This window comes from Paenibacillus macquariensis, from assembly GCF_900156375.1.
Taxonomy (GTDB): Bacteria; Bacillota; Bacilli; order Paenibacillales; family Paenibacillaceae; genus Paenibacillus_AQ; species Paenibacillus_AQ macquariensis.
The window spans coordinates 88,414-109,867 of the sequence record NZ_FTNK01000008.1 but is presented as its reverse complement, the minus strand read 5'-3'; the positions used below and the strand labels follow the sequence as shown (position 1 = coordinate 109,867).

The following is a 21,454-nucleotide window of genomic DNA, read 5'->3' as shown; positions in this document are numbered from 1 at the left end:
TCTTATTTAAAATCAATAACCTGTGTGACAATGATCGATTTCTTGTCTTCAATCGTGATGCCAAGCCGTTTGCCAGATGGGCTCCATGTCAGTGGATACTGAGGGTTGTAGGACATCCCAACTGGAGAGTAAGATGAACCCATAGGCGATACCTTACCCGAAGAGGAGTCGAAAATATACACGCCATTCATCCCATTCTTGTCCGTCGTATACACGTCGAAAGCAAGCCTTGATGAATCCGGTGACCAGGCTAAATAAGACATCAATTCGCCTTTAGCGATTTCAGAACCTTTCATATTACCTGCGGAATCGTAGATGAGTAGCTCAGTACCTAACTTGCCCGGAGCACTTACGGTAGTTACTGCAATATGCTTACTATCTGGTGATATTTCGAAGTCCCATACCCCCTTTACGAGGACAGAAGGCTGTTTCTCCCCCGCCTCCAAACCTTTCAAGTTATTCTTCGAATCCGTATAGTAAATACGACCATCACTCACAGTGAAGCGATTAAATATTTCATTAACATCCTCATCCTCAATTTCCAAATTTGTGGATGTACCATCTGTGGCAATTTGGCGTATATCGCCGCGTCCTTCCATAGAGCCTGCTGCGAGAATATACGTATCCTTATTCAACCAACCTCCCAATTCCATATAGTTATCGCCCTTTACGGCAATACTTTTACCTGTGCTCAATTCCTTAATGAAATTATCTGCCGTATACTTATCCAACCACTTCTGAACGAAGCTAAATTTACCATCCGGTGATATGGTCTCCTTAACGATCTTTAGAGACGTCTGATGGTCCATTACATCTCGTTGTTCCTCAGTACTTAAATCAACAATTGACGTTGTGTACGAATATTTCGGTTCCTCTGTATTCGTCCCAGCTTTCAGTAATTTCGTTGTATTAATCCTAACCTCATTGTCCGAGAGCCAAGCTTCGATATTGGAGCCTTCGAGTCGGTGAATTCGTTCTACTGCCAATTCTTGATTATCTTTCTGTGCAGATCCCGCTACAACTGTAAGCTTGCGATCACTTCCACCTGATTTGTTGCCTGAACTGACCTGAGCATCTGCAACCGTCTGATTGTTACTCGGTGTAACCGTGGTGACCCTCTCATGGGAGGATTGGCAGGCAATCAATGTAACCAAAAGGGTTATAACTGACAACAGTTTCACACTATTCCTTCGATTTATGCGTTTCATACAAATCCTCCAGTGTTATCACTTCGATTAGGGAGCATATAGCCCGAATCTCAAGCAGCCTTGCGATGTTCTCCCTTCTTCAACTATCCCTCTTAACTACAGTATAGATTCGGGATATCTCGAAAATATATCTGACTTGTAAACAACTTGTAAACAATGTACCCCTAAACATGTAGTAATGGCTGCGCCGTCCTTCTCCAAGGACAGCACCCGTTTCAGAGGAATATAATAAAGCCCAGACTCAATATAGTCTGGACTTTCATGTATCGTCAGAGTCCGTCTGTATTCAGATGAACCATTGGCAGTTTGATTTCAAAGCGCGAACCGTTCGGTCCAGAACTCACGAGCCGAACTAAGCCATTCTGCTTCTCAGCTAGACTGCGCACTAGCGACAATCCGAGTCCCGTGCCTCCATGCGTCCTAGATCGATCACCGCTTACCGTATAGAAGGGATCAAATATCCTGCTGTGCGCTTCCATTGGAATTCCGATACCCGTATCCACTACTTCTATTACCATATAACCTTCGCTGTTTGAACCTTCCACCAAATGGTTAGAGAGGGTAACCGTTCCGCCAGGCTTGTTATATTTCACTGCGTTATCTAGTACATTAAGCACCATATGCATCATATTCTCCGGATCAGCCCATACCGTTCCTTCTCTTAAACGGGTTTCCATAGTAACTCCATGTCTTTCCGCCTTTATCTGAAGGCGGTTCACCGCTTCTTGAAGCAGTGGCAATACCTCAACGACTTTCGCCTTTGTCTCGAATTCATAGATATCCATGGACGATAACTGTAGCGCTATCTCTACCAGTCCATATAAGCGTTCCGCTTCCTTGCCAATTTGCATTCTGGCTTCTTCCAATAGAGATGGATCATCACGATACATCTCTAGCAGATCAGCATAAGCTAGAATTGAAGTCAGTGGTGTCTTCAGCTCATGGCTAATGTTACCGATGAACTGTTTCTGTTGCTGTTCCAACTCTTGCAATCGTACGATAGCGTCCAGTAACTTCAACTTTTCTTCCGTAAGCTGGCTGAGCGAGGTTGCGATACTTCCGCTCATCTCATAAATTCCTTGAGCAAGCTCTCCCAGCTCGTCCCTTCTAAGGACCGGAGGAACAATGAGATACTTTCCTTCCCCAATCTGTTTAGCGGCATTGTTCAATTTCTCAATCACATTCACCTGGCGCCTGACATACAAGTATCCGATTAAGAATCCCGCTGCTAGAACTGCTGCACCAGTAACAAGAAATAAGTTCTGAATCCGTGAATAGAAGGCATATTGATCTGCAAGCGATGCATGAAATTGTACAGTCCCAAGTCGCTCATCTGCATTATATAGTGGAGCCAAATACAGCAGTTGGTCTCCTTCTGTTATATAGACAGACTGTCCCTTAGCTGTATATTCGAGAGCATCCTTAACATCTGTTCTAGCCTGAATCGGAAGTGAGGTGCCTGCGAACGAGGCGTCAGCTTTATAAAGCGTGACCGCCATACCGCTCTGTGCACCCAAATCAACCGCTAGCCGCTGTGCGCTCCGTTGCATGAATAGATCTGGCGTTATTCTTGTTCCCGTCAGGAATTCCTGCCTTACTCTCAAATTAGCATTTGCCGATTCATGAGCAAATGACTGTTCCAACCGATTACGTTGATCCTCACGTATTCCCGCAAGCACCATGGTACTGAGCACAACCAGAACAGACGTAAGCAACAAGGCAAGTAGCAAAGCTAACTTGCCCTTTAAGCCTATGTTTATTTTTCTCTTCATATTTATGGAGTCTCCTTACTTTTGTATCCAATGCCATATACCGTTTGGATCACTCCGTGCAGTTCACCCAGTTTCTTGCGTAATCTCTGCACGTGAATATCAACCGTACGTGTCCCACCAACAAAATTCATATCCCATACTTGCTCAAGTAGCGCTTCTCTGGAATATACTCGCTCAGGATTACGTGCCAGTAGCACAAGTAAATCAAATTCTTTTGGCGTAAGATCAAGCTGTTGCCCCTCCATGCGAACTGTGCGACTGAACAATTCTATGTTGAGGCTCGCCAGTTGGATCTCCTCTTCATTGTGGGACAATTGTCCTACGGCATCATTAACACGTCTACGTGATAATGCCTTCACTCTAGCCGTAATTTCCCGTATATCAAAAGGTTTCGTCATATAATCATCTGCACCAAGCTCCAGGCCTAGCACTTTATCTACAATATCATTCTTAACGGTCAATAGAAGAATCGCCGGCCGTTGTTGTCGATCTGCAAGCTTACGACAGACATCATATCCACTGAGTCGTGGCATCATGACATCCAACACCATCACATCAGGCTTGAATATTTCTACACGATCAAGAGCCTCTTGCCCATCTCCAGCCGTTTCCACCGTATATCCTTCTCTGCGGAGCGCATAAGCTAAGGCGCTAGCAATGCTAACTTCATCATCTACTATAAGCACTTTCGTCATGGATTATGCTCCTCTACTTGTTATAGGATTGATTATGAAACCCTGACGCACTTATCTTGACTACCCGTCATCGTACTGCAAGTATAAATTAACCTGACCTATAATATCAAAATGCAAATAACCACGACTTCATTACGGCGCTTCTCTCTAGAATAAATATATCTATTTATGTCACAGTAGAGCAAAAAGAGCTGTCGATTAGACAGCTCAGGAACGAGGTGAAAGAACCATATTTCATTTAAATCAACTTATGAGCATACCATTTATCCCCTCTGAATCGTAATCCAAAGATCAATCCACGAACGCCCCATTCGGCAACCATCGCAACCCATACACCCATAATACCGAACCCGAGTGTAATGCCCAATACATAACCAAAAATGATGCGGAATGCCCACATAGATAACAACGAAGAGATCGACGTATATTTCGAATCTCCAGCTGCTCGTAATGCTGAAGGAAGAACAAAGCTAAATGACCATAATATAGGTTGAGCAATCGATATTAACAATGTAAGTGCGAAGATCGAAGGTATAATGTCTTCCGGTGGAGAGAACAATTTCACAATAAACGGGAACAATGGTAATAGGATTAACGTTACGATCACGAAGAACACCGTGGAAAGTCCGAGAAAAGATTTAATAAACTTCCTTGCATCCTTAACGTTCTTTCGCCCGATACACTGACCGACAACCGTTACGATGGCAATGCTAAGTGCACTCCCCCCGATTTGAAATAATAGCGATATCGAGCCGCTGATCGCGTTCACTGTCATTGCAATCGTCCCTAACTGAACAATAAACGTCTGCGTTAATAGTTTACCTCCATTGAAGAACATCTGTTCTGCTGCAAATGGAATCCCAATGAACATAATTTTCTTCATAATCGCTACATTCAATCTCAGTGCATTTCTTATCTTGAAACCTAACGTATGATTATATTTCGTCAAATAGATCAACGAAGTAACCATTCCCAATACTCTTGCTAGAATCATCGAGATCACTAGCCCCATGACACCCATATGAAACATACTGATTAACACGATATTTAAACATAAGTAAGTTAAATTCATTATTAATGATAAACCCAAGCACGCTTTGGTCTCCGCGACACCTCTCAATACGCCACTCACCGCTTGAAATATCGCAATAAATGGATAAGAGATACAACTACCAATTAGAAAAATCTTCGCATTATTAAATACTTCAACATCCGCATTCCCAAACAGTAAGTTTAAGGTTGGCATATGGAACACGATAACGAACGTACTGATCAGTACGGATAACATGGCAACTGCAGATATGGCTTGCGAAGCAGCTTTGGATACCATCTCTTGATTCCCACTACCTTTATATTGCGCCACAATGACCGTACCACCTGTCGCCACAGCGACAAATACATTAATCAAGAAAATATTCAGCGAATCCACCATACTCACGGCACTGACAGCAGCAATCCCTGAGGAGCTTATCATCGCAGTATTCAGCAAGCTCATCAGAATAATAAAAGCTTGATCTACAAAAATCGGAATAATGATTGCGATAATTTGTTTGTAATCCATCGATTCCCCTGTAAAATACTTGTTTAGCCAAAAAACTGTTTTTAGTTTAATATTCGGTCTAAGTATATTCACCGTATCATCTTCTTTGCATGGATTATGTCGAGATTCATCGTTTAGGGTTGAGCTACTTTGCATATTATACCATTACTATAGAACGTGTGCTGTGAAGTGTATTGCTCCAATAATCTCGTATGTAATAACAAAAACGGCTACATTTTTTTCAAAATGCAACCGCCATATTTAAAGTGTCATGGATCGTCCGTTCCTAGCTAAATACTCTTCTTTTTCCTTATAGTCGGGCATTATGCTACCCACACGTCTCCAAAATGATCGATCATGATTCATATGCATCAGATGACATAGTTCATGAATGATCACATAATCTATCACTTCAATTGGAGCCATGGCTAGACGATAATTAAACGTTATTTTTTTGTCTGCACTACAACTACCCCATTTAGTATTAGACTCCACGATCTCTACCGATTTGGGCGGCTTCACACCCAGTTCGCTTTGAAATACTTTAATACGTTCTCCTACAATTTTCTTAGCGTTTGCGAAATAGAACTTCTTAAGATTTTTTTGTAGTTCTTCTTCTTGTAATTCATGCGTCTCGATTAATTCATTAAGCGAGCACTCTTTGCCAAGATAAAGGAACTTACCCTCTTCTTCGTACTCTCTCGTATGGTGGGCTTCTTGAACTAAAGCAATCTGACGCGACTTCTCTAGTATCCACTTACCTTGTTGTTGTACAGCTCTAATAATACTCTGTTCACTTGCATCGTTAGGAACTTTAGCCGTGACGAGACCAGCCGCATCCATATGAATCGTAATTTTAGTTCTATGACCATATTGAACATTATATTCTATAACATTATTGTCAATTTTAATTTTCATACATAAACACCATCTTTTCTGTACAGTTATTTCATATCTCAAACCTTATTCATTGTTACTATTGTATAACCCCTTACTCGTTCACATCCCACCAACCTGCACTTTTCGAGTTACCTCTCATACTAACCTTCACCGATTATATCACGTATGTATTCTCTTCTCTTAACCTTTTCGATATGTATCAGCCATCTAGCCTCCCGCATCCTCAGCGCCTTCATAACAGCAGCCTCCAAACTCGGTAATCGTAACTGGTTTGTTATATTTTAGAAACCCGAAGCATGATTACAGACGAAAACCAAAACATTGTGAAATATATCACTATGTAAAGGGCCGATGGTGTATTAAAATGAAGTGAACCTAAAGAGGCTAACGATGCGGAATAGGGTGGTAACCGTGAAAGATATGAAGTTCAGAGCATAAAGACGCAGTTCACGCTCCTTCACTTCTAATTTTCTCCGTTACTCCCTCCTTTTTTGTTTCATTCTTTATGTTCATCTAAATAAAAGACATAGAAAAGTGGAGGGTTAACATGAAAAAGAAAGTAACAGCAACGCTTATTCTCCTTCTCTCTCTCATGCTTGTGATCGTAGGATGCGGCAGCGAGAACCAGAATCAAAACCAGAGTCAGGGCAATGTGAAAAAAGAAGAGACCAAAGAAACGGAAGCCGTTTCGGGAGCGTCTCAAACCAGCTATACACCATTCGATCAACTAAAAGATAAATATGATATCATCATTGTCGGTGCAGGTGGTGCCGGTATGTCTGCTGCACTTGAGGCAAAAGAAAAGGGCATGAACCCGGTTATTTTTGAAAAAATGCCGGTTGCTGGCGGGAATACATTAAAATCATCTTCGGGAATGAATGCTTCTGAAACCAAGTTCCAAAAGGAGCAGAGCATTAAAGACAGCAATGATGTATTTTATGATGAGACCTTAAAAGGCGGTCATGGTACAAACGACAAAGACATGCTTCGTTTCTTCGTTGACAATTCTGCAAGTGCAATCGATTGGCTGGATTCCATTGGGATTCGGTTGAACAATATCACGATTACAGGCGGTATGAACGAAAAGCGTACACACCGTCCTGAAGATGGCTCAGCGGTAGGACAATACCTTGTCAACGGTTTGCTGAAAAATATGCAAGAACAAGAAATACCACTTTTTGTAAATGCTAGTGTGACGGATATTACGGAAAAAGACGGCAAAGTAAACGGTGTCAAAGTCGTCTTCAACCAGACTGATGAGAGAAATATTGCAGCGGATGCAATCATTGTGACAACCGGCGGTTACGGCGCCAATATGGATCTAATTTCCGAAGTTAGATCCGATTTAAAAGGGTACGTGACAACAAACCAAGAAGGCAGCACTGGTGACGGCATTAGGATGATTGAAAAACTCGGCGGTACAACGGTCGATATGGATCAAATCCAAGTTCACCCGACGGTGCAGCAAGATAAATCCTATCTCATTGGGGAAGCTGTTCGCGGAGAAGGAGCTATTCTCGTATCCAGTGACGGCAAACGTTTCACAAACGAACTGGATACTCGTGATAATGTTACTGCCGCAATCAATAAACTTCCTGAAAACTCGGCTTATCTTGTATTTGATTCTGGCGTAAAAGCCCGCGTTAAAGCGATCCAGCAATATGAAAAAATGGGCTTTGTCATTCAAGCGAATTCGATCGAGGATTTAGCCAAAGAAATGGGCGTTCCGGTAGATCAGCTAAAAACCACGCTGGATACATGGAACAGCGCAGTGAAGAATAAAAAGGATGCCGAATTCGGCAGAACGACAGGCATGGACAACGACTTGTCCAACGCGACATACCATGCAATTAAAATCGCCCCCGGGATTCACTACACCATGGGTGGCGTAAAAATCAACACGAACACGGAAGTTCTGAATAAAGACGGCGAACCCATTCCGGGACTGTTTGCAGCAGGCGAAGTTACTGGCGGCTTGCACGGTCAAAACCGGATCGGCGGCAACTCCGTTGCGGAGATCATTATTTTCGGTCGCCAAGCCGGCATAAAATCGGCTAAATTCATAAAAGCACAATAAGATATCAGCTTCCTCTTTTCACTCAACAAACAACAAACGCTTGGGCTTATCATAGTCCAAGCGTTTGTTGTTTTATTTGGCCGGATCGACGGACGACCAGGAGACGCAGCTCTATCTGCAATGGTTATCTATAATCTTAAAAAAGTTCATTTTCAAATAAACGATATCCTGTTTAGTGACTAGAGCATGAAGCAGATCTGATGTAAATTGACTCATAGGGGAAGACCTCTTTTATTCCCTTTTATCCTCTGATATTGTATCCGAAATAGGAATTAAATTCGAAAATGGGGATAAACTTATTCGGAGTTTTGGGATCGATGGAGACGAATACACTTTTCAAAAACACCATGATCGGATCCAAATAGGCGATTTTATCATGGAAGGCACTCCTATTGATCTTGGTGTTTTCCATGATGATATTAATTACATTAACGGCCTCATCGGTCTAGACATCCTTAAGAATGGTAACATGATCATTGACCTTCATCGGATGGAAATGTATCCAGCACACCTCAATCGCAAATAAAATAGGGACGTGAATAGCTCACGTCCCCATTTCGTCCCCAACTTCCCTATTCACTCAAAACCCTTATTAATCAACAAATAAACGCTCTCGATAACCATCAGTATTAAGCACCCCACATGTGTCGAGACAGTGAAAGGGATATAATGGTTAACGCTTTTTAAACACATATAAAAAGACTTTTTTTACCGTGAATTTCTTGTTCTCGGATAGAACTTGGACTTTAATCTTTCCTTCATCATCGTAATCCAAATTAACCTACTAGTAAAAAAACTTTGCCTCCGGAAAGGCATTCATCACCTAAGGAGTGATTGAGGGATTCAAATTTGCATTTCATCCAAAAGTTAACTATACAAAGTCAAAAAGTTGTATCATGCTTACATAGAGTTCTAGAATAAATGTAATGGAAATGAGGGTCTATCATTGTATAGAGTGGCTATTTGCGATGATGAAGAAAAACAAAGAGAGCTTGTTAAAAGCATCCTCATTACTTTGTCGATAAAGACAGATATAGATTTTGAAATGGAATTATTCGGATCGGGAGAGCAGTTGGTATCTCATTATGAGAGCCATGAAACGCCATTTCATATTTTAATTTTGGATATTGAAATGGGTGGGATGAACGGAATTCAAACAGCCCAAAAAATAAGAGGGTTAAAGAATCTGGATGAACAAATTATTTTTCTAACAAGCTACCCTGAATATATGGTGGAAAGTTTCGACGTCATGACATTCCAGTATTTGATAAAACCCATTACCCCCTCGATCTTGGAGGAGAAAATCATCAAGCTATGCCAATACTTTCAGGCACTTGATAAAAAGTTTATGGTCATCAAATCAGCCTATGAAGAAGTCGTTCTCAAATATGATGACCTCATTAGTATTGAAGCTGCCAAAAGCTTAACCATAAAAAGCAAACTACATTTTATTACCCCTAATCAAACCTATGAAAGCAAAGGCACCATTTCAGATTATGCTGTGGCGTTAAAAGACTGTAACTTCTTACAAATCCATCGTTCCATTATTATTAACCTGCTTCATGTGAGGAAGTTTGCCAGCGGAGTTGTTCTAATGTCCAATGGGTTGGAGTTACCCATAGGTCGTTCTAAAATTAAAGAGGTTAAAGATGTTTACACCAAGTTTATGATAATGAAGATCAATTGATATGATTCAATATAATTTGCCTATAGTCTTTTGTGTTGTATTTGTGATGGGCGTTCAACTTAATTTTTTCTTCAACTCGGTTTTTGATAAATCAACTAAAAAACATAACCGATTCATTTACTTCATTATCTTTATCTTTGGGCTGCTCGTTTACCTGTATCTGGTTATCCTTATCTCTCCTATTTTATCTTCGATTCTAGCTTGGCTTGTGGTATTTAGCTTTGCGCAATCTTATCAAGTAGAAATTAAAACCAAGATCATTTTTTCACTGCTTTACGGTGTTTTACTGTCTATCATTTATTCGATCTCCCTTTATATTTTATATACCCTGGGTTCAGTTGACGACAGCTTTACACTTTCAAATCAATCCAATCAAATAGCCAACACAAAAACTATTTTACTCAGTTGCATGATCATGTTTGCTGTCATTCCGTTCATACGACTAGTTGCCAAACAAAGAAGTTTCTCTCTGCCTTATCGTTACTACATCTTATTTTTGGTTATTCCACTCCTAAGTATATATCATCTGGATCTTTTAACTTATAAGAGCGTCTATGATTTCATTTCCGCCATTGGGTTTCTTTTCTTAAACGTTATGATTGTCTATATATTTGATACGATTATGGATAAATTCCAATTCATGCATGAGAATGCTCAGCTGCAACATCAGATGGACTATCAGGATGCCAATTACGAAAAAGTCGTTCACAGTTTCAAATCCATTAAAAGAATCATTCACGATACGAATCAACAGTTTTTGTATATTGAAGAATGTATTAAGCGAAATGAGTTAGCAGCAGCAATGGAACATATTAAGTCTACATTAAATAAAGTCGAAGGAGCCTATCAACGGGTTAATACGGGGAATCTGGTTATAGATGCCCTTGTCACAAATACCCTCAATATTGGACAAGCCAATGGCATAAGAATAGATACAAAGCTTAACTTATGTTCACAAGAAGTCCATATTGACCGTTATGACTTATGTGTTATCATTGGAAATATGCTGGATAACGCAATAGAAGCTTCTAAACGTGTAAAAATCGCAGAAGATAGGTATATTCTTATAAAAATACATGCTACCGAGTCTACCCTTCTCATTCACATCTTGAATCATATGGAGAATGAAGTTGCCCACTTGCACAGCCAAAAACCAAACCCGGAATTTCATGGTATTGGATTAACCAACATAGCTAGAATCTGCGACAAGTACGGTGGTCATATGACCATTGAAACGAAACATAAAATATTTAATAATATGGTCCTACTGCCATTTCAAACGAACCATCCTTAGACAATATGTTGTTTAGGGATGTTTTTTTTCGTTTCAGGGTGTTTTTTTAACTAACATCCTTTTTCCTTGTATGATGAATTCAGTAAGTACAATCTAGAAAGAAATTACGAGGAGGAATTAATAATGAAGAGAATGTTTTCTGTAGTAATGACCGCTATGCTTATTGCAATACCGGTCACCCCTGCTTTTGCTCAACCGAATAATGATACTGCAAAAGAAAAGGCACAGGTGCTGGCTACGACGATGGTGTCCGATTATGGTGTGAGTGGATTGCAGTATGCCATTATGGATAAGGGATCCATTGTTTTATCAGATAACGCTGGTGTATACGATAAAGCTTCCAATGCTCCGATCACCAAAGACACGATGTTTGGTATAGGCTCGTTAAGTAAAATGTATGTATCTGCTGCAACGATGATGCTAGCTGAGTCTAAAAAAGTGGATATTGATAAACCACTCACAACGTATATCAAAGACTTTACAATGGCAGATGAAAGATATAAAGAAATTACGCCACGTATGTTAATGAATCATTCGTCAGGACTTTACGGTACTCACTTTCCGAATAGTCTGTTATTCGATGACAATGATACAAAAGTCCATGATGAATTATTGTTCTGGTTACAGTCGGAAAAATTAAAATCAAATCCCGGTGAATATTCCGTATATAGTAACGATGGATTTGATTTGCTTGAAATAATGATTGAACGAGTGAGCGGTATAAGCTATACCGAATTCCTTGCGAAATATGTTAGCACCCCTCTGAATTTAAGCTCAACTAAAACACCACTCGATCATTTTGAAAGAGAAAGGTTAGCCAAAACTTATTTTCCTACGATTGATCAGGCTTTACCCATTGAATATACCAACACCATTGGGTCAGGCGGGATTTACTCAACTGCAGAAGAATTAACTAAGTTTGCAGAAATATTAATAGGTAATCGAACAGATGTTTTATCTAAACAATCAGCCAAGGACATGCAAAGTCCTGAATATAAAAAAGGAATATGGGTTTCTGAAGAAACAAACACCTTTAACTATGGTCTTGGTTGGGACAGTGTTAGCTTGGCACCGTTTGATAATTATGGAATAACGGCATTATTCAAAGGTGGGGACACCTCAAGTTATCACGGTTCCTTGATTTCAATACCAGAATATAATATTTCTATGGCTGTGCTTTCTTCAGGAGGGACTTCATTCTTCGATCTTACATTTGCATCTAATGTTTTATTAGAATACTTAAGAGACAAGGGGCATATTAAGGAAATTCTACCCGAGAAAACATTTAAACCTTCCTTGAAAGTGAAAATGCCGTCTGAATTGCTTTCGTATGCTGGATTATATGGTTCTGTGGGTTCAACCATAAATATGGAGATTAAGAACGGAGAGATTGATTTACCTGCACAATTGGGGGGGCTTATACCAGCACAAAAATATGTGTATACGGGCGATGGACAATTCAAAAACAGTGATGGCAGTATAGCAGTAAGCTTTGACAAACAAACAAATGGAAAAACATATGTGAAGCTTAACGCTTATACGAATTTCCCGGGATTAGGTCAGTTCATGATGGTGATCTATGCCTATCAAAAGCTGGATCCCAATCCTCTAAATCATACAACTAAAAAGGTATGGGAAAATAGAAACGGGAAAAATTATTATGCGTTGGATGAAAAGATAACTTCTGGATATTATCTATTCCCAACGGTCTTAAATAAGAATATATCCGTTGATATGGATCACGGATACGCAAACGGCACTAAAATTGTTGATGGGAATAAAGCAGTAAATGCAGTCGAAATTCCGGTTATGATGGGAAGAGATGCATTTGATCTCAACTTTTATAAAGTAGGACATACGGAGTATTTAAAGATTGATGGAACATCCTATATCAGTGAAGATGCTGTTAAGGCAATCTATGGCGGAAAATCATCGACAACTACCATACAATCTAAAGGTCAAGCAGTATGGTATAAGATAGATGAAAACTCAGCCAATCGAGTCATGACCGTTGAGGCTCAAGCAAGTGGAGGATTTGCCGTTTATGACGCGAAAGGAATGGCTGTGGACTTTTCAAAAGCAAGCAATAATCATTCGGTAGTACTTCCAGAAGGTGGGATGATCGTTTTTGGTGGTAACGAGGGGGATGTATTTAAAATTAATATGAAGAATAAATAGACTTGTAGCACATAAAGTGTGGTTGCACAATCAAAACAGCCCGGTCACCAAATGATCGGGCTGTTTTGATATAGATAAATGTGGTCCTAGTCACTACCCTCTCACCAGCAACACACAGCACTCCACATGAGTCGTATGCTTAATATTGATAAAATAACTTTTTAATACTATCGCAAATTCGGTTTCAAATTTGACCGAATGCAAAAAAAACTTAGAAGGTCCACAAGGACCGTCCAAGCTTGTTATTTTTACTTTACTTGCTCTTTTGAACCAACATTTTCAGCAGAACCGTTACGGCTTCAGCCCTCGTTGCATGGTCTTGAGCGACGAATTGATTCGCGCCTTTACCTTGTACAATACCTGCTTGCTTCACGTAAGCAACACTGCCTTTTGCCCACGTAGGAATATCCTTGTCGTCGGCGAAGTCAGTTACGGCATTTGCTTCGATAGACTGACCCATAGCATTCCCAATCATTGCTACCATCTCAGCGCGTGTGATCTCAGCATCCGCACGGAAGGTACTGTCCTTATACCCTTTAATTATACCTGCTTGTACAGCTTGCGCGACCGCCTTCTGCGCCCAAGCTCCGATCTTCGCAGAATCTGTGAAGGTCAGCGCCACTCCTGCACCTTGCGGCTTCAGCGCATTCATCAGCATTACTGCAAATTCCGCACGTGTCACGGTATGATTCGGCTTAAATGTACCATCCGGATAACCTATGATGATTCCGCTACTTATTGCTTGCTTGATGTTCGCCTCTGCCCAGTGCCCAACGATATCACTAACATTAGCTTCCGTCGACGTTTCCGTTGGGTGGTTGGTTACGGGCATGCCCGTAGCTTTATCTACAACGAGTAACGCAAACTTTCCAAAGTGATTAACTTCCACACTAATGCGGTTGCCGTTGATCTTCCCTTCGGAGACACCCGTCCATTCTTTCTTCCCATCCTCATAATAGAAGACACCCACCGATTGATTACTCTTCAAACTAGTTGGATCAAATGTTAGAGCTATCGTTACCGGTTTACTGAAGTTTTCCGGGAAGTTTTTCACAATTTCAAATATCGAACTGCCCAGAATCTCTTTATTATTTAGAATATTTTGAGAGTTCAGGACTTTCCCTATCGTTAATTTCAGTTCTTTATTTGTTGCATTAGCCGGAATCGAGATTCTGATCATATCCTCAAGACTAACCTCGCCCATTTTACCCACGGGAAGCGTTATTTGGCCATTTGTTGAAGTCAATTTGGTTTCACTTGGTGACGGTGACGGTGATTGTGTTGAAGACACATCCGTTACCGGATAGACGGGTGGCAATGGTAGGTCCGCGGTTCGGGCTTCCACCAGATTGGAGGCCATTCTGTAGCCTGGAGCAAAATTGGCGCTCAGGCGGAACTGATAGTTTGTATTGACTGTCAATGGATAAATCGTTGTCTGCGTTTCATTGGCGGTCAAGGCTTTTTTGCTCCAGGTTTCTCCGTCTTTCGACCATTCAAGCTCGAGATCGGTTGCCCCCTCTACCTCAGGCCATGTTATGGTCGCCTGGTCTGAAGTTGTCACGATTTGCGGGCTGTCCAAGGTGAGTGAAAATTTTTGCACACGGCGCAGCATGGAATCATCTACATAGATATTTCCGGCATGATCGGTGGCAACACCGAATGTAACCTCAAATTCTCCAGGAGCTGAGCCTTCCTTGCCCCACATTCTGATTGATTTCCCATACGGATCAAGCACTTGAATCCGATAATTCTTCGTCTCCATTACATGCAGATTTCCGTACCTATCAAAGGTGAGCGCTTGTGGAAAACTGAATTGCCCCGGTTCGGCGCTTTCCCCCTCTCCCCATTGTCCAAGATAGTCGCCCATGGCATCGAATTTCTGGATGCGGAAGTTGCCCGGGTCAGCGATATAAATGGTGCCATCGCGATCGATTGCGATGCCAGACGGTGCATTGAATTGCCCGGGAGCTGCTCCAGGCGCTCCCCATGTGAGCAAAATTTGTCCAGTCGGATCATATTTTCGTACCTGATGCAATCCCGCATTCGATACATACACGTTACCCTCCTGATCGACTGCCATCCCCAATACGCCAGCATTCAGAAAATCACTATCATCCCAACGCCTCAGTTCGGTGCCGTCTGGCTGAAATACCCGAATGTTGCCTTGTCCATTATTCACATAGACAAGCCCACTATGATCAACCGCAATGGCCCGTGGCATTCCGTAGACCATTCCGTCAATATCCCATTCTTGTAGAAACTGCCCATTTGATGTGAATTTCTGCACACGGCTGTTCATTGTATCCGCAACGTAAAGATTTCCTGCTTGATCCATCGCCATCCCTTGGGGAAAACTAAATTGCCCCTCCTCCTCGCCATCTTCTCCCCATTGACTAAACACGGGAGCAGCGAACGCCTTCTCTCCATATCCGACGAACAACGCGGACGCCATCACAACAGCTGACAAAACACATTTCGTAAATATTGACATGCTTTTCTTCATTATTGTCTCACTTCCCTTTTCACCATTCTTGTTGGTATGTATTAATCTGTAGTTGTCAAACCTGAACCTGTTGCTCACATCTCCTCTCAAACTAGCTTTGTGATTCGATAAAGATAATCATTCTCAATAATACCCAAAAAAAGAGAGAGTGATTTATTTCTAAATAGCTCATTTTAATGATAATGATATTCATTATCAACTATGTAGTACTGCTATAGTAGCAATAAAATAAAAAAATTGTCAATCAATTGTTTTATCCATGTCGTTGTTCTGTCCGATACTGATAGTTGAAATACCCGTTTCGCAAACCCTCCGGTGCCTGATGATAGCTCACTATTCTTTCATTTAATTGAAATTGAGTACGATAAACTTAAATCCTGAACACAAAATAAAGAGGGGAAGAGTTAAGCACCAATGCTTAACTCTTCCCCTCTTTATCTTCAATCTGATGTAAAATCCTGAATCTTAACTTCGTTTTTTCCGGACCGCACTCCGCATGATTATTCACCTATATTGAACCTTCTTTTCAACCATGAATACCATTCTAATCTGTGGGTATAGACAAGAATGACTAAATTTCCAAACCACACCCACAGAATCGCAGCTGAGAACATCCTCATATACAAATAGACGAACAGGAGCACCATCCCACTTACGACCTGCAATCCATCCTCCTCCGAGGATTTAGCCTTGCTTTTGGTAATCAAACGGTTCACAACCGCCAGCAGCGCTAGAATCAAGGCATATACCAAAGAAACCTCGAACCCCGTCAACGCACACCATACCCCGAAAGTGACAGCAATAGCCTTCCCACCTTTCCCTTTAAGGAATGGAGAAAAGGCGTGGCCCGCAATGGGAGCTAAGGCAAGTGGAACGATGAGATAGCCTTGAGCATAACCCCTTTCGATCATCCAGACAAGAGGAAGATACCCTTTAACAATATCCAACACAACACCGAGGATACCCCATTTATAGCCAGATGCCTTCCAAAGGTTCAAGGCACCCGGGTTACCGTCACCAACGTCTTTTAGATTCTTGTTACCTGCTAAACCCAGCCAATATGAGAACATGAGAGAACCCGATAGGAATGCAACCACAATCAACCACATCATCATCGATTTCGCTTGCCCCTAACTGGGACGTTCCTTCCCTTCCATCTCACCTGACCCAGTACGACCACTTGATACATCGAATACAGCATGATAACTATGAAGAATAAGGAGGCTACCACATGCATCACAGGGATCAGGATTCCGAATTTCCCTACATATCTAATGAAATAAAATAATTGAACAATATACATGAGATAACCAATCAATAAAGGCACTGCCCATGAAGTATTCGCAAAAATAAACACGGTTTCCGATACCAGGAGTCCCACCACCCAAATGGCTATGGGGACAATCGTCCAAGGACTCAGTGTTGCTGTGCTTAAGATGGCACCTTTACTAAATCCTTCGATTTCGCTTCGGATCCCTTCTGGATACATACGGAACGACACCGTGTTATATCCGTTAAAATTGGTGACGGGTACACCCACTGCTACAAATTTCGATCCGATTAACAGATCATCTAGCACTTCAGATTTAACACTCTCATGACCATTAATTTTCTCATAATCCTTCCTTAAGGCCACTATGCAGGAGCCATAAAGACCTTTCTGGGGATTTCCTCTTTCAAAAACCGATGTAAACGCAAATATGCCCAACATGTTCATGATCAGGGCAAGTTTCTCATGCATTTTTTCCGTATGATGAAAGGGAACAACCGAAATAACTCCCTTCGAGCGCTCCCTTGCATGTATCAACGATGCCAACGCATGGGGCGCCAGTCTTATATCCGCATCCAAGAAGGCAAAGATATCGCCGGTGGCCTGCAAATATCCATTCCATACCGTCCAACTCTTACCTGTCCATCCCTCTGGAAGAGCACTGCCCACAATAACCTTAACGCCATCATAGCTTTCTGCTATTTCCTTCGTACGATCGGTCGAGAAATCATCCACCACAATAATTTCGTAAGGTGGATAGGTCTGCGCCATGAGAGAATCGAGTAGATAAGGCAAATTGCTTTCTTCATTTCTAGCCGGAATGATAATGGACAATTTCCCTTGACCCTGATCGGGCTTATGATAGATGGGCACTGTATTTTTTCTGAACAGAATAAATCCAGAGAGACATCCGACTACCATTAGAATGAGAATACATATCCACATATCCTGATCCCTCCCTTCTGTTTGTATATATATGAGGGACTGACGTGTATTATATTCGTCCGGTTTAATATCCTTCTAAAAATAGACTTTACATTTCATATCTCCTATAATATCTAGATATAATTCAACAAAAATACGAATATAAAGGTGTAATCCATGACGAAATATACGCGAATTTTTCAGGGAACTGCTTTTTCATCCAAGTCACCCAAAGAAGTACAAATTCTAAAAGATTATCTATTCTGTGTGAATACGAACGGTATGATCGAACAAGCCGTTACCCCAGGAGATGCAGACTACCGAACATTATTAGATGCTTATCAAGGCAAAGAGAACTTCCATCGTTTGGCGGAAGGCCAGTATTTCTTACCTGGGTTCATCGATTTGCATGTTCATGCGCCGCAGTGGGCACAAGCCGGAACAACTTTAGATATTCCACTAGACGATTGGTTGAACACGTACACGTTTCCGCTAGAGTCGAAATTTGCAGATTTGAATTTCGCACAAGATGTCTACCAAGATGTAGTAAGCACCCTACTCGCTAACGGAACTACGACGGCACTTTATTTTGCAACCGTTCATAAAGAAGCAAGTATATTGCTAGCTGAAATCTGCGCGAAACAAGGGCAGCGTGGTTTGGTTGGGAAAGTCGTTATGGATCATCCCGAGAATAATCCAACCTATTATCGTGATGCAGATACTCAAAGCGCATTAGCAGATACAGAGGAATTTATTATCGCGATCAAGGAATTAGCGAAATCAACGAAACAAGGGGTCTACCCTGTTGTCACGCCACGCTTTATCCCAAGCTGTACGGATGAAGCATTACAAGGGTTGGGAGCATTAGCTGCGAAGTATGATACTCACGTGCAATCGCACTGCAGTGAAAGTGATTGGGAGCATGGGTATGTGCAGGATCGTTTCAACAAGAACGATGCATTTGCTTTGCATGATTTTGGTCTATTGCGTGATAAGTCCGTTATGGCGCATTGCAATTTCTTAAACGATGACGATGCCGATTTATTCGCTGAAACAGGCACAGCGGTTTGTCATTGTCCCATCTCAAATGCTTATTTCGCCAATAGCGTGATTCCTATCGCGCATTTGCATGCTAAAGAGGTTGAGATTGGTTTGGGATCTGACATCTCAGGTGGCTTTTCACCGAGTCTCTTCGATAATGCCAGACAAGCTGTGATCTCCTCCAGAATGTTAGAAGACGGTGTGAATACGGCTCTTCCTGCGGAAGAACGCGGTGTCCCGAATTCACGTATCACCATTAACGAAGCGTTCTACCTCGCAACTGCCGGAGGTGGTGAAAGCCTCAGCTTACCGATCGGCCGCTTAGAAGCGAACTACGCATGGGATGTACAAATCATCGATACGACATTAGCCTCTGCCAAGCTGCCTATTTATCAGGCCAATGAGGATTTACATGACGTCTTCCAGAAGATCATGTATCTTGCCCGACCTGAGAATATCCGTGAAGTTTGGGTCCAAGGTGAACAGGTTCATTCACGTATGTTGTAGTACTAATTCCTGATGGATACAAATTCAAAGTGAAAGAGGGGCCCTCTGCCCCTCTTTTTTCATTCCCAAAATGGAAGATATTCCGAATGTGATCAGTGGCAGAACTATAACTCCAATACTACCGTTAGGACTAAAATTTACGCCTAATTCGCCTTTTAGTATGGACTTATCATTTTTGACGGATTATAATAACAAATACATCCCCCAAAAGCGAACATTATGACAATATTGATGGTTGAATATATGCAATTACTAAATTCAATTATTAAAAGACTATCTTAATTGTATCTTACACCCGGGATGATTAATAAAATTGGCAGTACTCTCTTCAATGAGAATGAAGATTCACATGTTAAGAATATAAAAAAAAGAAAATCCGAGGTGCACAACTGAGTGAAAACACAAGTAGACAAGCAAGATCAAGCTCAAATGAAGTCACAACATTTAACTGTCTTACCCGATGATAAACTTTCATTCAGTAAATCAGCCATCCTAGGTTTACAGCATGTATTAGCAATGGACGTTTATGTCGTTCCTTTCCTTATTGCGATGTTAATCGGTTTACAACCCAATCAGTCAAGTGCATTGATTCAATCTACTTTTATTGCAGCTGGACTTGCAACGATTGTTCAAACTTATTTCTGTATGAAACTTCCTATGGCCCAAGGTCCTTCTTATGTTCCGCTTGGTGCGATCGTCAGTATTTATGCCACAAGTGGTGGCGGAGAATTAGGTTGGAGTTCCGTGTTAGGTGCTAGCTTAATTGGTGCAATCTTAGTTATCATTTTGGGCTATACCGGCATTTTCAATAAAATTGTTAAATCATTTATTCCTCCGATTGTAGGCGGAACGATCATATTCATTGTAGGCCTTTCTTTATTGCCTGTAGCGATAAGAGACAATATTTATGGCGCTACTGACGCTACAATTAATCAAAACGTGTTATTAGCCCTTATTTCAGGCGCTGTGCTTATTATTTTCGTAATCCTAGGTTCTTTGCTTGGTAATAAAGGATCCCTATTCCGAACTACTTCCGTGATGTTCGCATTAATTGTTGGATGTATTACTGCAAATTTTATGGGCGTCTTAGATTTCTCAGTAATTGGAAACGCCAAGTGGTTTAGTATGCCGCGGGTACCTTTTAAAGATTTCGGCTTTTCTTTCGATTTTTCTGCTATTATCACCATGGTCATCATATATCTTGTACTGCTGGCTGAAACAACAGGAACGTGGTTTGCTATCAGCAACGTGATCGATAAACCATTAACCGATAAGAACATTAACCGAGGTGTGATTGGAGAAGGGATTAGCTGTCTTATTGCCTCTGCACTCGGATCAACTCCTGTTACAGGCTATTCCACTAATGCGGGTATTATCTCCATCACAGGTGTTGCGAGCCGCCGAGTCTTTCTCGCTGTAGGAGGATGGTTCGTCATCTTTGGTTGTTCAAGTAAATTAGCCGCATTAATATCTTCGATTCCAACAGCTGTCATCGGAGGCGTATTCGCCATCGTCTGCGGCATCATCTCGATTAACGGTGTGCAGGTCATGAAGAACGAGACCATTGGCGAAAAACAAATGTATATTATTGCGATACCCATGATTATAACCTTAGCGTTAGTTCTCATCCCTAAAGACTTCTTATATTCCTTACCTACTTTTGCACAATATTTATTAGGCTCGCCTCTTTTAGCAGCTTCCATTGCAGCCATATTATTGAATAAATTATTGCCAAGTGCAAAGTAAGTTGTAAGGCGAAGCGATTGCATTCATAGGGATCGCTTCCCCCTTTAAATTAGTAATTGCTAACCTAAATGGGGCTGATGCCAAAGGATACAGTTTATGTATCCTTTGGCGT

At 41.3% G+C, this 21,454-nt stretch carries 15 protein-coding genes; 7 read left to right on the top strand and 8 right to left on the bottom strand.

Annotated elements, in window-relative coordinates:
* Positions 1–2 precede the first annotated feature (2 nt).
* From BW961_RS15670 to BW961_RS15650, 5 genes are all read right to left on the bottom strand, one after another.
* Positions 3–1,208, bottom strand: coding sequence for a hypothetical protein (locus BW961_RS15670; protein ID WP_068579370.1), 1,206 nt, complete (start codon positions 1,206–1,208; stop codon positions 3–5).
* A gap of 269 nt (positions 1,209–1,477) precedes the next feature.
* A complete protein-coding gene (locus BW961_RS15665) occupies positions 1,478–2,980 on the bottom strand; it encodes a sensor histidine kinase (RefSeq protein WP_068579367.1) in 1,503 nt (500 codons plus the stop codon).
* A 2-nt stretch (positions 2,981–2,982) separates the two neighbouring features.
* Complete coding sequence (locus BW961_RS15660) at positions 2,983–3,675, bottom strand: response regulator transcription factor (protein ID WP_068579364.1); 693 nt, start codon at positions 3,673–3,675, stop codon at positions 2,983–2,985.
* A gap of 238 nt (positions 3,676–3,913) precedes the next feature.
* Positions 3,914–5,302 carry an MATE family efflux transporter gene (locus tag BW961_RS15655; RefSeq protein ID WP_076576908.1) on the bottom strand — a complete coding sequence of 463 codons (1,389 nt, stop codon included), beginning with the start codon at positions 5,300–5,302 and terminating at the stop codon, positions 3,914–3,916.
* A gap of 174 nt (positions 5,303–5,476) precedes the next feature.
* The gene (locus tag BW961_RS15650; RefSeq protein WP_068579358.1) at positions 5,477–6,133 is read right to left on the bottom strand and encodes a M48 family metallopeptidase; all 657 of its coding nucleotides are present in this window, start codon (positions 6,131–6,133) and stop codon (positions 5,477–5,479) included.
* 529 nt (positions 6,134–6,662) lie between these two features.
* On the opposite strand from BW961_RS15650, the gene BW961_RS15645 reads away from it, so the two are divergent.
* The 5 genes from BW961_RS15645 to BW961_RS15630 all read left to right on the top strand — a co-directional run bounded on the left by BW961_RS15645 (position 6,663) and on the right by BW961_RS15630 (position 13,351).
* Entirely contained in the window at positions 6,663–8,192 is a 1,530-nt protein-coding gene (locus BW961_RS15645; RefSeq protein ID WP_068579354.1) for a flavocytochrome c, read from the top strand.
* Positions 8,193–8,568: 376 nt separating this feature from the next.
* Positions 8,569–8,718 carry a hypothetical protein gene (locus BW961_RS30595; protein WP_156510081.1) on the top strand — a complete coding sequence of 50 codons (150 nt, stop codon included), beginning with the start codon at positions 8,569–8,571 and terminating at the stop codon, positions 8,716–8,718.
* A 420-nt stretch (positions 8,719–9,138) separates the two neighbouring features.
* The gene (locus BW961_RS15640) at positions 9,139–9,879 is read left to right on the top strand and encodes a LytR/AlgR family response regulator transcription factor (protein WP_068579351.1); all 741 of its coding nucleotides are present in this window, start codon (positions 9,139–9,141) and stop codon (positions 9,877–9,879) included.
* 1 nt (position 9,880) lies between these two features.
* The gene (locus BW961_RS15635; protein WP_068579349.1) at positions 9,881–11,173 is read left to right on the top strand and encodes a sensor histidine kinase; all 1,293 of its coding nucleotides are present in this window, start codon (positions 9,881–9,883) and stop codon (positions 11,171–11,173) included.
* A gap of 123 nt (positions 11,174–11,296) precedes the next feature.
* On the top strand, positions 11,297–13,351 hold the full coding sequence (locus BW961_RS15630) for a serine hydrolase domain-containing protein (protein WP_068579346.1): 2,055 nt from the start codon (positions 11,297–11,299) through the stop codon (positions 13,349–13,351).
* A 253-nt stretch (positions 13,352–13,604) separates the two neighbouring features.
* Here the strand turns inward: BW961_RS15630 and BW961_RS15625 are convergent, their stop codons facing one another.
* From BW961_RS15625 to BW961_RS15615, 3 genes are all read right to left on the bottom strand, one after another.
* Entirely contained in the window at positions 13,605–15,854 is a 2,250-nt protein-coding gene (locus tag BW961_RS15625) for an S-layer homology domain-containing protein (protein WP_068579343.1), read from the bottom strand.
* A gap of 500 nt (positions 15,855–16,354) precedes the next feature.
* The gene (locus BW961_RS15620) at positions 16,355–16,969 is read right to left on the bottom strand and encodes a glycerol-3-phosphate acyltransferase (RefSeq protein ID WP_068579337.1); all 615 of its coding nucleotides are present in this window, start codon (positions 16,967–16,969) and stop codon (positions 16,355–16,357) included.
* Positions 16,966–18,069 carry a glycosyltransferase family 2 protein gene (locus BW961_RS15615; protein WP_068579335.1) on the bottom strand — a complete coding sequence of 368 codons (1,104 nt, stop codon included), beginning with the start codon at positions 18,067–18,069 and terminating at the stop codon, positions 16,966–16,968. Before BW961_RS15615 ends, BW961_RS15620 begins: the two co-directional genes overlap by 4 nt.
* A 156-nt stretch (positions 18,070–18,225) precedes the next feature.
* Here BW961_RS15615 and guaD point away from each other — a divergent pair, with 156 nt between their 5' ends.
* Together guaD and BW961_RS15605 are read left to right on the top strand one after the other, a co-directional pair.
* Positions 18,226–19,596 (top strand): guanine deaminase, encoded by a 1,371-nt coding sequence (gene guaD, locus BW961_RS15610; protein ID WP_068579331.1) that lies wholly within the window; start codon positions 18,226–18,228, stop codon positions 19,594–19,596.
* A 393-nt stretch (positions 19,597–19,989) separates the two neighbouring features.
* On the top strand, positions 19,990–21,342 hold the full coding sequence (locus BW961_RS15605) for a uracil-xanthine permease family protein (protein ID WP_068579328.1): 1,353 nt from the start codon (positions 19,990–19,992) through the stop codon (positions 21,340–21,342).
* Positions 21,343–21,454 lie beyond the last annotated feature (112 nt).

Excerpts from the sequence above, each read along its gene's own strand:
- BW961_RS15635 (WP_068579349.1), top strand. The coding sequence starts at position 9,881 with ATGATTCAATATAATTTGCCTATAGTCTTTTGTGTTGTATTTGTGATG.
- BW961_RS15625 (WP_068579343.1), bottom strand. The coding sequence starts at position 15,854 with ATGAAGAAAAGCATGTCAATATTTACGAAATGTGTTTTGTCAGCTGTT.
- BW961_RS15660 (WP_068579364.1), bottom strand. The coding sequence starts at position 3,675 with ATGACGAAAGTGCTTATAGTAGATGATGAAGTTAGCATTGCTAGCGCC.
- BW961_RS15645 (WP_068579354.1), top strand. The coding sequence starts at position 6,663 with ATGAAAAAGAAAGTAACAGCAACGCTTATTCTCCTTCTCTCTCTCATG.
- BW961_RS30595 (WP_156510081.1), top strand. The coding sequence starts at position 8,569 with ATGGAAGGCACTCCTATTGATCTTGGTGTTTTCCATGATGATATTAAT.
- BW961_RS15670 (WP_068579370.1), bottom strand. The coding sequence starts at position 1,208 with ATGAAACGCATAAATCGAAGGAATAGTGTGAAACTGTTGTCAGTTATA.
- BW961_RS15665 (WP_068579367.1), bottom strand. The coding sequence starts at position 2,980 with ATGAAGAGAAAAATAAACATAGGCTTAAAGGGCAAGTTAGCTTTGCTA.
- guaD (WP_068579331.1), top strand. The coding sequence starts at position 18,226 with ATGACGAAATATACGCGAATTTTTCAGGGAACTGCTTTTTCATCCAAG.
- BW961_RS15630 (WP_068579346.1), top strand. The coding sequence starts at position 11,297 with ATGAAGAGAATGTTTTCTGTAGTAATGACCGCTATGCTTATTGCAATA.
- BW961_RS15615 (WP_068579335.1), bottom strand. The coding sequence starts at position 18,069 with ATGTGGATATGTATTCTCATTCTAATGGTAGTCGGATGTCTCTCTGGA.
- BW961_RS15620 (WP_068579337.1), bottom strand. The coding sequence starts at position 16,969 with ATGATGATGTGGTTGATTGTGGTTGCATTCCTATCGGGTTCTCTCATG.
- BW961_RS15650 (WP_068579358.1), bottom strand. The coding sequence starts at position 6,133 with ATGAAAATTAAAATTGACAATAATGTTATAGAATATAATGTTCAATAT.